This window comes from Streptomyces sp. NPDC046465 (genome assembly GCF_040646035.1).
Classification (GTDB): Bacteria; Actinomycetota; Actinomycetes; order Streptomycetales; family Streptomycetaceae; genus Streptomyces.
The window spans coordinates 473,215-487,777 of sequence record NZ_JBEYZK010000002.1 but is presented as its reverse complement, the minus strand read 5'-3'; the positions used below and the strand labels follow the sequence as shown (position 1 = coordinate 487,777).

Genomic DNA, 14,563 nt, shown 5'->3' with positions numbered 1-14,563 from the left:
TATCCCGTGCCGGCCGGCACACAGATTTCGAGCCTTGGGGAGAACCCGCCGTGACCGAGCTCCTTCCCGAACACACAGCGGACGTAATCGTCGTCGGAGCCGGGCCTGCCGGTTCGACGACGGCGTACTACCTGGCGAAGGCGGGCCTCGACGTACTCCTTCTTGAGAAGACCGCGTTCCCACGGGAAAAGGTCTGCGGAGACGGACTCACCCCCCGTGCCACCAAGCAGCTGGTGTCCATGGGAATCGACATCTCCGAAGAGGCCGGCTGGCTGCGCAACAAGGGCCTGCGCATCATCGGTGGCGGGGTGCGGCTCCAGCTGGACTGGCCGGAACTCGCCTCTTACCCCGACTACGGCCTCGTGCGGAAGCGCGACGACTTCGACGAGCAGCTCGCCAGGCAGGCGCAGAAGGCGGGCGCGCGCCTCTACGAGCGGTGCAACGTCGGTGAGCCGGTCATCGACGACCGGACCGACCGCATCACCGGCGTGCACGCCAAGATGGGCGAGGAGAAGACCCCCGTCACCTTCCACGCCCCGCTCGTCGTCGCCGCCGACGGCAACTCCTCGCGGATCTCGCTCGCCATGGGCCTGCACCGCCGCGAGGACCGCCCGATGGGCGTCGCGGTCCGTACGTACTTCACCTCGCCCCGCCACGACGACGACTACCTGGAGTCCTGGCTGGAACTGTGGGACCGCCGCGGGCCCGGCGAGGACCGGCTGCTGCCCGGCTACGGCTGGGTCTTCGGCATGGGCGACGGCACGTCCAACGTCGGCCTCGGCATCCTGAACTCCTCCAAGTCGTTCCGCGAGCTGGACTGGCGCGAGGTGCTCAAGGCGTGGTGCGCCTCGATGCCGGAGGACTGGGGCTACACCCCGGAGAACATGACGACGCCGATCCGCGGCGCCGCGCTGCCGATGGCGTTCAACCGTCAGCCGCACTACACCAAGGGCCTGATGCTCGTCGGCGACGCGGGCGGCCTGGTGAACCCCTTCAACGGCGAGGGCATCGCGTACGCCATGGAGTCCGGCCAGATCGCGGCGGACGTCATCGTGCAGGCACACGCGCGTGCCACCCCCGCCCAGCGCGAACTGGTTCTGCAGAACTACCCGAAGACCCTCAAGGAGACCTACGGCGGCTACTACACGCTGGGCCGCGCCTTCGTGAAGCTCATCGGCAACCCGAAGGTCATGAAGATCGCGACCCAGCGCGGCCTGACCCACCCCATCCTGATGAGGTTCACGCTGAAGATGCTGGCGAACCTGACGGACCCGACGGGCGGGGACGCGATGGACCGCATCATCAACGGCCTGAGCAAGGTGGCCCCGAAGGCGTGACCGCCGGGCGCCGCGCGGGGGCCCGGGTCCGGGCCCCTCAGAGCCGCGGATGCCCGGTTTGCCCCACCCGTCGGTTCCGAGGCACGCTGGCCGCATGATTTTCATCGCCGTCAAGTTCACCGTCCGCCCCGAGCACAGCGAAAGCTGGATCGAGCGGACCGCCGCATTCACCGCCGCCACGCGCGCGGAGCCGGGCAACGTCTTCTTCGAGTGGTCCCGCTCCGTCGAGGACCCGAACCAGTTCGTGCTCCTGGAGGCCTTCGCCGACGGGGACGCGGGCGCCGCGCACGTCAACTCCGACCACTTCAAGGCCGGCCTGGAGACGATGGGCGGGCTCATCGCCTCCGTGCCGCACATCGTGAACACCGAGATCGAGGGCACCGGTTGGTCCGAGATGGCGGAGCTGAAGCCGAAGAACGCGTGACGGAGGCGTAGGGCCGCGGCATGAAGAACGCCTGAGAAGCCGCCTCAGGGCGCACCAAGGGCCGGAACCCCTCCAGGGGGGTTCCGGCCCTTGTTCGTGGCTCTACGGAGGCTTTAAGGGGCCGTCAGAGGACGCGCACGGCACCCGAGGCCGGGTAACCGGACAGGTCCTGGATGACAACGCCCTTGCCGGGGTTGGCGGCGTCGAGGTACTGGCCGTTACCGATGTACACACCCACGTGGTACGCCGAGCCCTTGCCACCCCAGTAAAGGATGTCGCCGACCTGCAGGTTCGAGGTGCCGACCTCGGTGCCCATGGTCGACTGGTCCTGCGAGACGCGCGGCAGGTCCACGCCCGCCTGCTTGAACGCGGCCTGCACGAGGCTGGAGCAGTCCCAGGAGTTCGGGCCCGAGGCGCCCATCACGTACGAGTCGCCGAGGTGGGACTTGAGGAAGCTGATGACCGAGCCGACGCTGCCGCTGGCCGGGGCGACCGAGTCGGAGGCGCTCGTGGAACCGCCACCGGACTGCGTGGAGGCGGAGAGGGTGGTGCGCTCGGTGGAACGCGAGGCGCGCTCCTCGTCCGCCTTCTTCTTGGCGGCGGCCTTGGCCTTGCGCTCGGCTTCGGCCTTCTTCTCGGCCTTGGCCTGGTCTTCCTTGGCCTGCTTGGCGGCCTTGGTGGCGGCCGCGTCCTGCTCGGCGCGCGACTCGTAGCTGGCGGCGGCCTGCTGGGTGGCGTCCGCCGACTGCGCGATCTGAGCGGACAGATCGGTGGTGAGCGTGGGCATCTCGATGGTCTCGGACACCGGCTCGGCCGCGTTCGCCGTACCGGCCGCCGCGGCCACTGCCAGGGTGCTGAGGACGCCACCGGCAACTCCGGCGCGCAGGGCAATCTTCGAGGCGCTGCGACGGGGCTTCCGGTGGCTGGGTATGTGAGCGGTGTGGGACATGAGACCAACCGCTATCAGGGACTCACGGTTCCCTTCAAGAAACGTGTGCTGCGCCACAGTTGCCGTTTTCGGGTTTGAATCCCGGGCGTGTCGCTCTTTATTGACGCCGTAACGGGCAATGCGGACAGGGCTGATCACGCCTGTGATCATGGGTTTTCTGCGATACGTCCGAATTGCCCACGGTCTACCACCCGTTGAGTCCGTTGGCCAAGCCCGGCATATTCGGCAGAGTTGCCTCTGTGGCGCAGGTCACAGGGTGGCACCTCGGGGGTCTCCCTGAGATCTCGCTGAGACATCCCTGAGATCTCCCGTAGTTTCCGCCACGGCCGCCCGCGCGCGCGAGAGGCGCGTGAGGGGTGCGCGAGGGATGGGGGAGGGGTGCCTGCCGCGTGCGCGCGAGGCGGTGGTCCGCGCCGTATGCCGGAGTGGGCTCGGGGCGTCCGCCGGGGCGGGGTTCGGGCTGTCCACCGGAACGGGTTCGGGCTGTCCGCCGGGAGGCTGGCGCGGGCCGCTCGTGAATCCGTGCACGCGAATCCGTGCACGCGTCCCGCACGCGTCCCGCACGGGTCCCGCACGCGTCGGCGCCCGTCCACATCCGTCCACACCTCTGCCGCCAAAGTGTGAACGCGGCCCCTTTATCAATCAGTCGCGTCCAGCACCAATTTGCGTGCAGGCGCCACGGCTTGATAGAGCGACACCCCTTCGACCAGGGGTGACGCGCTGAGATGTCACCACTAGTGATCACTCAGGCGCTTCGCGTACGAAGATCACCGCTCATCCGACTTCATGATCCTTCGTCAGGTGGTGGAGATCACAAAGCCGTTGTCGTACCCCGTGTCGCAGATCACAGACCGGCGGGCATAAGATGCGGGGCAGTTGGGCTTGTGACCTGCTTCACATGTAAGCGATCTTCGATGGGGAGCGGGGTCCGGCCCGACGTAACCGCCAACAGTCAGTGCCGACTGAGAGGAGCGAGGAGCGTGAATGCCTATGCGCCCATCCTCGTGCTGGGAGCCCTCGGGGCAGGCTTTGCGATCTTCTCCGTGGTCATGGCCACGCTTATCGGTCCAAAGCGGTACAACCGCGCGAGGCTAGAGGCCTATGAGTGCGGCATCGAGCCGACGCCGACGCCGGCCGGCGGCGGGCGATTCCCCATCAAGTACTACCTGACGGCGATGCTCTTCATCGTCTTCGACATCGAGATCGTCTTCCTCTATCCCTGGGCCGTCACCTTCGACGCACTGGGGATGTTCGGGCTCGTGGAGATGCTGCTCTTCGTGCTCACCGTCTTTGTCGCCTACGCGTACGTATGGCGGCGCGGCGGCCTGGATTGGGACTAAGGGTCTGAGGGGTCAAAGAGCATGGGAATCGAAGAGAAACTGCCGAGCGGCTTTCTGCTGACCACCGTCGAGCAGGCCGCGGGCTGGATGCGGAAGTCGTCCGTCTTCCCCGCCACGTTCGGCCTCGCCTGCTGCGCCATCGAGATGATGACGACCGGCGCGGGGCGGTACGACATGGCGCGCTTCGGCATGGAGGTCTTCCGCGGTTCGCCGCGCCAGGCCGACCTGATGATCGTGGCCGGCCGGGTGAGCCAGAAGATGGCGCCGGTGCTGCGCCAGGTCTATGACCAGATGCCGAATCCCAAGTGGGTCATTTCCATGGGGGTTTGCGCGTCGTCGGGCGGAATGTTCAACAATTACGCAATTGTGCAGGGCGTGGACCACGTCGTCCCGGTCGACATCTATTTGCCCGGTTGTCCGCCGCGCCCCGAGATGCTGCTGGACGCGATCCTCAAGCTCCACCAGAAGATCCAGGACACGAAGCTCGGCGTGAACGCGGAAGAAGCGGCCCGTGAGGCGGAGGAGGCGGCCCTCAAGGCGCTCCCCACCATTGAGATGAAGGGGCTGCTGCGGTGAGCGACGCGCACGACGAGCACCCGAACGGCAACGGGGTACCGGCCCCGCGCGACGAGGCCGGCGAGGTCATCGGCGTCCGCAGGGGCATGTTCGGTGCCGACAACGGCGGGGACACCTCCGGGTACGGCGGGCTCGTACGGACCATCACGCTGCCCGGCGCGACCTCGCGCCCCTACGGCGGCTGGTTCGACGAGACCGCGGACGAACTGGAAGGGGCCCTCGAAGAGCAGGGCCTCGTCCCGGAGAACGCGATCGAGAAGACAGTCGTCGACCGCGGCGAGATCACCTTCCACATCGCGCGCGAGCACCTCGTCCGCGTCGCGCGGACCCTGCGCGACGACCCGGCCCTGCGCTTCGAGCTCTGCACGGGCGTCAGCGGGGTACACGTCCCCGGCGACAAGGGCCGCGAGCTGCACGCCGTCTACCACCTGCGCTCGATCACCCACAACCGGCTGATCCGGCTCGAAGTGACCGCCCCCGAGAGCGATCCCCACGTGCCCTCGCTGGTCCAGGTCTATCCGACCAACGACTGGCACGAGCGCGAGGCGTACGACTTCTTCGGCCTGGTCTTCGACGGCCACCCGGCGCTCACGCGGATCATGATGCCGGACGACTGGCAGGGATTCCCGCAGCGCAAGGACTACCCCCTCGGCGGCATCCCCGTCGAATACAAGGGCGCCCAGATCCCGGCTCCGGACCAGCGGAGGTCGTACAGCTGATGAGCACTTCCCACGCTTCCGCGCGCGAGACGACCGAGGGGACCGTATATACGGTCACCGGCGGCGACTGGGACGAGGTCGTCCGGTCCGCCGCCAAGTCCGACGACGAGCGCATCATCGTCAACATGGGCCCGCAGCACCCGTCCACACACGGCGTGCTCCGGCTCATCCTGGAGATCGACGGCGAGACGGTCACCGAGGCCCGCTGCGGCATCGGCTATCTGCACACGGGCATCGAGAAGAACCTCGAGTACCGCACGTGGACGCAGGGCACGACGTTCGTCACGCGCATGGACTATCTGACGCCGTTCTTCAACGAGACGGCGTACTGCCTCGGGGTCGAGAAGCTCCTCGGCATCGAGGAGCAGATCCCGGACCGCGCCTCGGTCATCCGTGTGCTCCTCATGGAGCTCAACCGCCTCTCCTCGCACCTGGTGTGCATCGCCACCGGCGGCATGGAGCTCGGCGCGACGACGATCATGATCTATGGCTTCCGCGATCGTGAACTCGTTCTCGATGTCTTCGAGCTGATCACCGGCCTGCGGATGAACCACGCGTACATCCGGCCCGGCGGACTCGCCCAGGACCTGCCGCCCGGCACGGTGGACCAGCTGCGCGAGTTCGTGAAGACCATGAAGAAGAACATCCCGGAGTACGACAAGCTCGCCACCGGGAACCCCATCTTCAAGGCCCGCATGGAGGACGTCGGTTACCTCGACCTCGCCGGCTGCATGGCGCTCGGCGCCACCGGCCCGGTCCTGCGCTCCGCCGGCCTCCCGCACGACCTGCGCAAGACACAGCCCTACTGCGGTTACGAGAACTACGACTTCGACGTCCCGACCGCCGACACCTGCGACTCCTACGGACGCTTCCTGATCCGTCTGGAAGAGATGCGGCAGTCACTGCGCATCATCGAGCAGTGCGTGGACCGGCTCGCCCCCGGGCCGGTCATGGTCGAGGACAAGAAGATCGCCTGGCCCGCCCAACTGGCCCTCGGTCCGGACGGCCTCGGCAACTCGCTCGACCACATCAAGAAGATCATGGGCACCTCCATGGAGTCCCTCATCCACCACTTCAAGCTGGTCACCGAGGGCTTCCGGGTCCCGCCGGGCCAGACGTACACCGCGGTCGAATCGCCCAAGGGCGAACTCGGCGTGCACGTCGTCTCCGACGGCGGCACCCGTCCCTACCGGGTCCACTTCCGCGACCCGTCCTTCACCAACCTGCAGGCCATGGCGGCGATGTGCGAAGGCGGCCAGGTCGCTGACGTCATCGTCGCCGTCGCGTCCATCGACCCCGTGATGGGAGGCGTCGACCGGTGACCAGCACCCCCGAGCAGGGCGTGGGCGTCAGCCTGGGCATGCCCCAACTCCCCGCCCCCGACTACCCGGCCGATGTGCGGGCCAGGCTGGAGGTGGACGCCAAGGACGTCATCGCCCGCTACCCCGACTCCCGCTCCGCGCTCCTGCCCCTGTTGCACCTCGTGCAGTCCGAAGAGGGCCACGTCACGCGCACGGGCATGCGGTTCTGCGCCGAGATGCTGGGCCTGACCACGGCGGAGGTCACGGCCGTCGCGACCTTCTACACCATGTACCGGCGCAAGCCCTCCGGTGACTACCAGGTCGGCGTCTGCACCAACACGCTGTGCGCCGTCATGGGCGGCGACGCGATCTTCGACGAGCTCAAGGAACACCTCGGCGTCGCAGACGACGGGGCCGATATGACAACTGCGGACGGCAAGATCACCCTTGAGCACATCGAGTGCAATGCCGCCTGCGACTTCGCCCCCTTGGTGATGGTCAACTGGGAGTTCTTCGACAACCAGACCCCCCAGTCCGCCAAGCAGCTCGTCGATGACCTGCGCGCGGGCGCACCGGTCCAGCCCACCCGCGGGGCGCCGATCTGCACGTTCAAGGAGACCGCCCGGATCCTGGCCGGTTTCCCGGACGAGCGGCCCGGCGCCGTCGAGGCGACCGGCGGCGCGGGACCCGCCTCGCTGATCGGCCTTCGCCTGGCCAAGGGCGAACTGCCGCAGCCGCGCGTGGTCCACCCGCGCACGGGAGGCCCGCAGGACCAGACGCCCCCCGAGCACCTCAGCTCGCACGACGCACCGCAGCAGACCTCGGCATCCGACCCGGCCCACCCGGCAGGACCGACCGCCGAGGAGGGGGAGTGATGACCTTGGCCGCCGAGATCAACAACGAGACCAGCCCGGAGAAGCTCCTCGCACCGGTCCTCTCGGCCTTCTGGGACGAGGAGAAGTCCTGGACGCTGGAGACCTACCGGCGCCACGAGGGGTACGAAGGGCTGCGCAAGGCGCTCGCCATGGACCCCGACGACCTCATCGCGTACGTGAAGGACTCGGGGCTCCGGGGCCGGGGCGGCGCGGGGTTCCCCACCGGGATGAAGTGGCAGTTCATCCCGCAGGGCGACGGCAAGCCGCACTATCTAGTTGTCAACGCCGACGAATCGGAGCCGGGGACCTGCAAGGACATCCCGCTCCTCTTCGCGAACCCGCATTCCCTCATCGAGGGGATCGTGATCGCGTGCTACGCGATCCGTTCGTCGCATGCCTTCATCTATCTGCGGGGCGAAGTCGTCCCCGTACTGCGGCGGTTGCACGAGGCCGTCCGCGAGGCCTATGCGGCGGGCTACCTCGGGAAGAACGTGCTGGGCAGCGGACTCGATCTGGAACTCACCGTGCACGCGGGCGCGGGCGCGTACATCTGTGGTGAGGAGACCGCGCTGCTCGACTCGCTCGAAGGCCGCCGTGGTCAGCCGCGACTGCGTCCCCCCTTCCCTGCGGTCGCGGGCCTCTACGCGTGCCCCACTGTGGTGAACAACGTCGAGTCCATCGCATCCGTTCCCGCGATCCTCAACCGCGGGAAAGACTGGTTCAAGGCGATGGGCAGCGAGAAGTCGCCCGGCTTCACCCTCTACTCGCTGAGCGGGCACGTCACAAGCCCCGGCCAGTACGAGGCGCCGCTCGGCATCACGCTGCGCCAGCTGCTCGACATGAGTGGCGGCATGCGGGCCGGGCACCGGCTCAAGTTCTGGACGCCCGGCGGCTCTTCGACCCCGATGTTCACCGACGAGCACCTCGACGTCCCCCTCGACTACGAGGGCGTCGGTGCCGCCGGATCGATGCTCGGCACGAAGGCGCTGCAGTGCTTCGACGAGACGACGTGCGTCGTACGGGCCGTCACCCGCTGGACCGAGTTCTACGCCCACGAGTCCTGCGGCAAGTGCACGCCCTGCCGCGAAGGGACGTACTGGCTGGTGCAGTTGCTCCGCGACATCGAGGCTGGCAAGGGCGTCATGGCGGACCTCGACAAGCTGAACGACATCGCCGACAACATCAACGGCAAGTCCTTCTGCGCCCTGGGCGACGGCGCGGCCTCGCCGATCTTCTCCTCGCTCAAGTACTTCCGCGAGGAGTACGAGCAGCACATCACCGGCAAGGGCTGCCCCTTCGACCCGGCCAAGTCGACTCTCTGGGCCGACCGGCCCGCTGAAAGCGCGCAGGTGAACGCATGACAGTGACCACTAACAGCGCTCCCTCCGGGGGCGGGGAGGCGGCGGTTCCGCCCGAGGATCTCGTCTCGCTGACCATCGACGGCATCGAGATCAGCGTGCCCAAGGGGACGCTGGTGATCCGGGCCGCCGAACTGCTCGGCATCGAGATCCCCCGGTTCTGCGACCACCCGCTGCTCGACCCGGCGGGCGCCTGCCGCCAGTGCATCGTCGAGGTGGAGGGCCAGCGCAAGCCGATGGCGTCCTGCACCATCACGTGCACCGACGGCATGGTCGTGAAGTCGCAGCTGACCTCGGCCGTCGCGGAGAAGTCGCAGCGCGGCGTGATGGAGCTGCTGCTCATCAACCACCCGCTGGACTGCCCGGTCTGCGACAAGGGCGGCGAGTGCCCGCTGCAGAACCAGGCGATGCAGGTCGGTGACGCGGACACCCGCTTCGAGGGCAAGAAGCGGACGTACGAGAAGCCGGTGCCGATCTCCACGCAGGTGCTGCTCGACCGCGAGCGGTGCGTGCTCTGCGCGCGCTGCACCCGGTTCAGCAACCAGGTCGCCGGCGACCCGATGATCGAGCTCATCGAGCGGGGCGCGCTCCAGCAGGTCGGCACCGGCGACGGCGACCCCTTCGAGTCGTATTTCTCCGGGAACACCATCCAGATCTGCCCGGTCGGCGCGCTGACCTCGGCGGCGTATCGCTTCCGCTCCCGTCCCTTCGACCTGGTGTCGTCGCCCTCGGTGTGCGAGCACTGCTCGGGCGGCTGCGCGACGCGTACGGACCACCGGCGCGGCAAGGTCATGCGGCGGCTCGCGGCCGACGACCCCGAGGTCAACGAGGAGTGGATGTGCGACAAGGGGCGCTTCGGCTTCCGGTACGCACAGCGCCCCGACCGGCTGACCACGCCTCTGGTGCGCAACGCCGCGACGGGTGATCTCGAGCCCGCGAGCTGGCCCGAGGCCTTGGACGTCGCGGCCCGCGGTCTTGCCGCCGCGCGCGGGCGGGCCGGGGTCCTCACCGGCGGCAGGCTCACCGTGGAGGACGCCTACGCGTACAGCAAGTACGCGCGCGTGGCGCTCGACACGAACGACATCGACTTCCGCGCGCGCGTGCACAGCAGCGAGGAGGCCGACTTCCTCGCCGCCCGGGTGGCCGGGCGGGGCCGGGATCTCGACGGGAGCGGCGTCACGTATGCCTTCCTGGAGAAGGCCCCCGCCGTCCTGCTCGCCGGGTTCGAGTCCGAGGAGGAGGCGCCCGGTGTCTTCCTGAGGCTGCGCAAGGCCTGGCGCAAGCACGGCCAGCGCACCTTCTCCCTCGCGACGTTCGCGACCCGCGGCCTGGAGAAGGCGGGCGGCACGCTGCTGCCCGCCGCGCCGGGCACCGAGACCGAGTGGCTGGACGCACTCGCCGCGGGGGTCGGCCTGGAGGGCGCGGGGCCCGAGGCGTCCGAGGCGCTGCGCGCCGAAGGTGCCGTCATCGTCGTCGGCGAGCGTCTCGCGGCCGTGCCCGGCGGGCTCACCGCCGCCGTCCGCGCCGCTTCCGCGACCGGCGCCCGGCTGGTGTGGATTCCGCGCAGGGCGGGCGAGCGCGCAGCCATCGAGGCGGGCGCCCTGCCGTCGCTGCTGCCCGGCGGACGCCCGGCCACCGACCCGCGCGCGCGGGACGAGGTCGCGGCTGCCTGGGGCGTCGCCGAACTCCCGCACCGCTTCGGCCGCGACACCGGCCAGATCGTCGAGGCCGCCGCGACCGGCGAGCTCGGCGCTCTCCTGGTGGCGGGCGTCGAGGTCGCCGACCTGCCCGATCCCGCGCGCGCACGTGAGGCGCTCGACGAGGTCGGCTTCCTGGTCTCTCTCGAGCTGCGGCCCAGCGAGGTGACGGAGCGGGCCGACGTGGTCCTCCCGGTGGCCGCGGTCGCGGAGAAGCCGGGCACCTTCCTCAACTGGGAGGGCCGGGTGCGGATGTTCGACGCCGCGCTCAAGCCCGACCAGATGACGCGCAGGCTGGCGCCCACCGACGCGCGCGTGCTGCACATGCTGGCCGACGCCGGTGACATCCACCTCGGCGTGCCCGACCTGATGACGCTCCGCCGCGAGCTGGACCGGCTCGGCGGCTGGGACGGACCGTATGCGACGGAGCCCCTGGAGACCGGTTCCCAGCCGCCGCGGCCCGCCGCGGGCGAGGCCGTTCTCGCCGGGCACCGACTGCTGCTCGACCAGGGCCGCCTGCAGGACGGCGACGAGGCCCTTGCCGGTACCCGGCACGCGGCCCACGCGCGCGTGTCCGCGGCCACCGCGGCCGAGACAGGCGTGCGGGACGGCGGCCTGCTGTCGGTCGCCGGGCCGGCGGGGGCCACCGAACTCCCGCTCCGGATCACGGAGATGCCCGACCGCGTGGTCTGGCTGCCGCTGAACTCGACCGGGGGAGGCGTCACTTCGGACACCGGCGCGCACCCCGGCGCTCTCGTCCGCATCGGCCCGGCGGTCCCGCCGGAGCCCACCGAGGCCCCGGAGGTGACGTCGTGACGCACACGCTGGTGCCGCTTGCGGCGGAAGACCTGTCCATGTTCGGCCGCGACCCCTGGTGGCTTGTCGCCTTCAAGGCGGTCTTCTGCTTCGCGTTCCTGATGGTGACGGTCCTCTTCGCCATCGTGTGGGAGCGCAAGGTCGTCGCCTGGATGCAGCTGCGCATCGGCCCCAACCGGAACGGCCCCTGGGGTCTGCTGCAGTCCCTCGCGGACGGCGTCAAGCTGATGCTCAAGGAAGACGTGATCGTCAAGCGCGCGGACAAGGTGGTCTACGTCCTTGCCCCGGTCGTCGCCGCGATCCCGGCCTTCATGGCGATCGCGGTGATCCCCTTCGGGCCCGCGGGCAACGAAGTCTCGATCTTCGGCCACCGCACCACGATGCAGCTCACCGACCTGCCGATCGCGATGCTCTACATCCTCGCGGTCGCCTCCGTCGGCATCTACGGCATCGTCCTCGCGGGCTGGAGCTCCGGATCGACGTATCCGCTCCTCGGCGGCCTGCGCTCCTGCGCGCAGATGATCTCCTACGAGATCGCGATGGGCGCGGCCTTCGCCTCGGTCTTCCTCTACTCCGGGTCGATGTCGACCTCGGCGATCGTGGAGGCGCAGGCGGACCGCTGGTACATCCTGCTGCTGCCCGTCTCGTTCATCATCTACATCGTGACGATGGTCGGTGAGACCAACCGCGCGCCGTTCGACATGCCGGAGTCCGAGGGTGACCTCGTCGGTGGCTTCAACACCGAGTACTCCTCCATCAAGTTCGCGATGTTCATGCTCGCCGAGTACGTCAACATGGTCACCGTCTCGGCGGTCTCGACCACGCTCTTCCTGGGCGGCTGGCGGGCCCCGTACCCGATCAGCACGTTCTGGGAGGGCGCGAACCACGGCTGGTGGCCGATGCTCTGGTTCGTGATCAAGGTTCAGCTGCTGCTGTTCTTCTTCATCTGGCTGCGCGGCTCGCTGCCCCGCGTCCGCTACGACCAGCTGATGAAGCTCGGCTGGAAGGTCCTGATCCCGGTGTCGGTCGTCTGGCTGATGCTCGTCGCCACGATCAGGGCGATGCGGAACGAGGACTACGAGTTCACCTCGATCGCGCTCTACGGCGGCGGCGGGATCATCGCGCTGCTGTTGCTCTCCGTGGTCGTGGACATCTTCCGCGACAAGCGCGACAAGGAAGCCGTCTTCGAGGAGGAGCCGGTCGCCTTCGACCCGATGGCAGGCGGATTCCCCGTGCCCCCGCTGCCCGGACAGAGCCTGCCACCCGTGCCGCGCCGACGCTCGCGCCAGGAGCGGGAGCTGATTGTCAGTGGCGGGCCGGATACTCAAAGTGACGGAACCCGAACTGAGGGAAAGGAGGCGTCCGATGGCTGAGTCGAACCAGGAGTCATCCGAATCGAACCAATCGAAGCAGGGGTTCCAGAACCCCGTCGCGGGCTTCGGCGTGACCTTCAAGGCCATGTTCAAGAAGCGGCTGACCGAGCAGTATCCGGAGCAGCAGAAGACCACTGCTCCCCGCTTCCACGGCAGGCACCAGCTGAACCGCCATCCGGACGGCCTGGAGAAGTGCGTCGGCTGTGAGCTCTGCGCCTGGGCCTGCCCGGCGGACGCCATCTATGTGGAGGGCGCGGACAACACGGACGAGGAGCGCTACTCGCCCGGCGAGCGGTACGGCCGCGTCTACCAGATCAACTACGCCCGCTGCATCCTGTGCGGCCTGTGCATCGAGGCGTGCCCCACGCGCGCGCTGACGATGACGAACGAGTTCGAGCTGGCCGACACCAGCCGCCAGAACCTCATCTACACCAAGGAGCAGCTGCTCGCCGGTCTTGAGGAGGGCATGGTCGACAGCCCGCACTCGATCTTCCCCGGCACGGACGAGCAGGACTACTACCGGGGTCTGGTGACCGAGGCGGCGCCCGGGACGGTGCCCCAAGTCGCCCTCTCCAAGGGTGAGACGCCCCAAGAGGCGGCCGCGGACTTCGGTGACGGCGAGCCGGCGTCGGAGCAGGTGATCGGTCGATGACTCAGCTCGCCGCCTACTCCACCTCCACCGGCGAGGCCTTCCAGTTCTGGGTGCTCGGCACGGTCGCCGTGATCGGCGCCCTGTGCACCATCCTTATGAAGAAGGCCGTGCACAGCGCGCTCTGCCTGGCCGGGACCATGATCATCCTTGCGGTGTTCTACCTCGCCAACGGCGCGTACTTCCTGGGCATCGTCCAGATCGTCGTCTACACCGGCGCGATCATGATGCTCTTCCTCTTCGTCGTCATGCTCGTCGGCGTCACCGCCGCCGACTCCCTCACGGAGACCATCAAGGGCCAGCGCTGGCTGGCCCTCCTGTGCGGTCTCGGCTTCGCGGTGCTGCTCTTCGCGGGCATCGGGAACGCGTCGATGAACGAGTTCAACGGCCTCGGCAAGGCGAACTCCAACGGCAACGTGGAGGGCCTCGCCCGGCTCATCTTCACCAAGTACGTCTTCGCCTTCGAGATCACCGGCGCCCTGCTCATCACGGCCACGATCGGCGCGATGGTGCTCACCCACCGCGAGCGCACGGAGCGCGCCAAGACCCAGCGCGAGCTGTCCGAGGAGCGGGTGCGCGAGGGCAAGCACCTGCCGCCCCTGCCCGCTCCCGGTGTGTACGCCCGGCACAACGCCGTGGACATCGCGGGCCTGCTCCCCGACGGCACCCCGTCGGAGCTCACGGTCAACCAGACGCTCCGCGAGCGCGGCCAGATCCGTGACGTGTCGAGCGAGGCGCTGGACGACCTGCGGGCGCTTGAGCAGCGCTCCACCGATCGCCTGGCCCGCCCCGACCTGCGAAGCGGCTCCACCGGGCGGACCGAGGAGGCGTCGAAGTGAACCCCATCAACTACCTGTACCTCGCCGCGCTGTTGTTCACGATCGGCGCGACCGGCGTGCTCATCAGGCGGAACGCGATCGTGGTGTTCATGTGCATCGAGCTCATGCTCAATGCCTGCAACCTCGCGTTCGTCGCCTTCTCCCGGCTGCACGGCAATCTCGACGGCCAGATCATCGCGTTCTTCACGATGGTCGTCGCCGCCGCGGAGGTCGTGGTCGGGCTCGCGATCATCGTGTCGCTCTTCCGTTCCCGCCACTCGGCCTCGGTCGACGACGCCAGCCTGATGAAGCTGTAAGGGGTCGCTGAAAA

14 protein-coding genes are annotated in these 14,563 nt (G+C 68.6%); 13 read left to right on the top strand and 1 reads right to left on the bottom strand.

The window, feature by feature from the left end; genetic code table 11:
* The first annotated feature begins 50 nt into the window (after positions 1–50).
* Positions 51–1,337 (top strand): geranylgeranyl reductase family protein, encoded by a 1,287-nt coding sequence (locus ABZ953_RS05275; RefSeq protein WP_361716907.1) that lies wholly within the window; start codon positions 51–53, stop codon positions 1,335–1,337.
* 94 nt (positions 1,338–1,431) lie between these two features.
* Complete coding sequence (locus ABZ953_RS05270; protein ID WP_361716904.1) at positions 1,432–1,761, top strand: antibiotic biosynthesis monooxygenase; 330 nt, start codon at positions 1,432–1,434, stop codon at positions 1,759–1,761.
* 124 nt (positions 1,762–1,885) lie between these two features.
* Here the strand turns inward: ABZ953_RS05270 and ABZ953_RS05265 are convergent, their stop codons facing one another.
* Complete coding sequence (locus ABZ953_RS05265; protein ID WP_361716901.1) at positions 1,886–2,710, bottom strand: C40 family peptidase; 825 nt, start codon at positions 2,708–2,710, stop codon at positions 1,886–1,888.
* A 980-nt stretch (positions 2,711–3,690) separates the two neighbouring features.
* On the opposite strand from ABZ953_RS05265, the gene ABZ953_RS05260 reads away from it, so the two are divergent.
* Genes ABZ953_RS05260 through nuoK form a run of 11 tightly spaced genes read left to right on the top strand, consistent with a single transcriptional unit; the run spans position 3,691 to position 14,549 of the window.
* Positions 3,691–4,050, top strand: coding sequence for an NADH-quinone oxidoreductase subunit A (locus tag ABZ953_RS05260; protein WP_361716899.1), 360 nt, complete (start codon positions 3,691–3,693; stop codon positions 4,048–4,050).
* Between the two features lie 21 nt (positions 4,051–4,071).
* Positions 4,072–4,626 carry an NADH-quinone oxidoreductase subunit B family protein gene (locus tag ABZ953_RS05255; protein ID WP_361716896.1) on the top strand — a complete coding sequence of 185 codons (555 nt, stop codon included), beginning with the start codon at positions 4,072–4,074 and terminating at the stop codon, positions 4,624–4,626.
* Positions 4,623–5,345 carry an NADH-quinone oxidoreductase subunit C gene (locus ABZ953_RS05250; protein ID WP_361716894.1) on the top strand — a complete coding sequence of 241 codons (723 nt, stop codon included), beginning with the start codon at positions 4,623–4,625 and terminating at the stop codon, positions 5,343–5,345. Before ABZ953_RS05255 ends, ABZ953_RS05250 begins: the two co-directional genes overlap by 4 nt.
* Entirely contained in the window at positions 5,345–6,667 is a 1,323-nt protein-coding gene (locus ABZ953_RS05245; RefSeq protein WP_361716891.1) for an NADH-quinone oxidoreductase subunit D, read from the top strand. Before ABZ953_RS05250 ends, ABZ953_RS05245 begins: the two co-directional genes overlap by 1 nt.
* 38 nt (positions 6,668–6,705) lie before the next feature.
* A complete protein-coding gene (gene nuoE / locus ABZ953_RS05240; RefSeq protein WP_361717103.1) occupies positions 6,706–7,521 on the top strand; it encodes an NADH-quinone oxidoreductase subunit NuoE in 816 nt (271 codons plus the stop codon).
* Positions 7,521–8,882 (top strand): NADH-quinone oxidoreductase subunit NuoF, encoded by a 1,362-nt coding sequence (gene nuoF, locus ABZ953_RS05235; protein WP_361716888.1) that lies wholly within the window; start codon positions 7,521–7,523, stop codon positions 8,880–8,882. Before nuoE ends, nuoF begins: the two co-directional genes overlap by 1 nt.
* Positions 8,879–11,392: an NADH-quinone oxidoreductase subunit G gene (locus ABZ953_RS05230; protein WP_361716885.1), complete on the top strand. Its 2,514-nt coding sequence runs from the start codon at positions 8,879–8,881 to the stop codon at positions 11,390–11,392. The genes nuoF and ABZ953_RS05230 overlap by 4 nt, the downstream gene beginning before the upstream one ends.
* A gap of 38 nt (positions 11,393–11,430) precedes the next feature.
* A complete protein-coding gene (nuoH, locus tag ABZ953_RS05225) occupies positions 11,431–12,765 on the top strand; it encodes an NADH-quinone oxidoreductase subunit NuoH (RefSeq protein WP_361717100.1) in 1,335 nt (444 codons plus the stop codon).
* Positions 12,758–13,417 carry an NADH-quinone oxidoreductase subunit NuoI gene (gene nuoI, locus ABZ953_RS05220; protein WP_361716882.1) on the top strand — a complete coding sequence of 220 codons (660 nt, stop codon included), beginning with the start codon at positions 12,758–12,760 and terminating at the stop codon, positions 13,415–13,417. Before nuoH ends, nuoI begins: the two co-directional genes overlap by 8 nt.
* Positions 13,414–14,253, top strand: a complete 840-nt coding sequence (locus ABZ953_RS05215; RefSeq protein WP_361716879.1) for an NADH-quinone oxidoreductase subunit J — start codon at positions 13,414–13,416, stop codon at positions 14,251–14,253. Before nuoI ends, ABZ953_RS05215 begins: the two co-directional genes overlap by 4 nt.
* Positions 14,250–14,549: an NADH-quinone oxidoreductase subunit NuoK gene (nuoK, locus tag ABZ953_RS05210; protein WP_361716876.1), complete on the top strand. Its 300-nt coding sequence runs from the start codon at positions 14,250–14,252 to the stop codon at positions 14,547–14,549. The genes ABZ953_RS05215 and nuoK overlap by 4 nt, the downstream gene beginning before the upstream one ends.
* Positions 14,550–14,563 lie beyond the last annotated feature (14 nt).

Bases quoted from the DNA above. Each gene is read 5' to 3' on its own strand.
- nuoH (WP_361717100.1), top strand. From the start codon at position 11,431: ATGTTCGGCCGCGACCCCTGGTGGCTTGTCGCCTTCAAGGCGGTCTTC.
- nuoF (WP_361716888.1), top strand. From the start codon at position 7,521: ATGACCTTGGCCGCCGAGATCAACAACGAGACCAGCCCGGAGAAGCTC.
- ABZ953_RS05215 (WP_361716879.1), top strand. From the start codon at position 13,414: ATGACTCAGCTCGCCGCCTACTCCACCTCCACCGGCGAGGCCTTCCAG.
- ABZ953_RS05245 (WP_361716891.1), top strand. From the start codon at position 5,345: ATGAGCACTTCCCACGCTTCCGCGCGCGAGACGACCGAGGGGACCGTA.
- nuoE (WP_361717103.1), top strand. From the start codon at position 6,706: ATGCCCCAACTCCCCGCCCCCGACTACCCGGCCGATGTGCGGGCCAGG.
- ABZ953_RS05230 (WP_361716885.1), top strand. From the start codon at position 8,879: ATGACAGTGACCACTAACAGCGCTCCCTCCGGGGGCGGGGAGGCGGCG.
- ABZ953_RS05255 (WP_361716896.1), top strand. From the start codon at position 4,072: ATGGGAATCGAAGAGAAACTGCCGAGCGGCTTTCTGCTGACCACCGTC.
- ABZ953_RS05270 (WP_361716904.1), top strand. From the start codon at position 1,432: ATGATTTTCATCGCCGTCAAGTTCACCGTCCGCCCCGAGCACAGCGAA.
- ABZ953_RS05265 (WP_361716901.1), bottom strand. From the start codon at position 2,710: ATGTCCCACACCGCTCACATACCCAGCCACCGGAAGCCCCGTCGCAGC.
- nuoI (WP_361716882.1), top strand. From the start codon at position 12,758: ATGGCTGAGTCGAACCAGGAGTCATCCGAATCGAACCAATCGAAGCAG.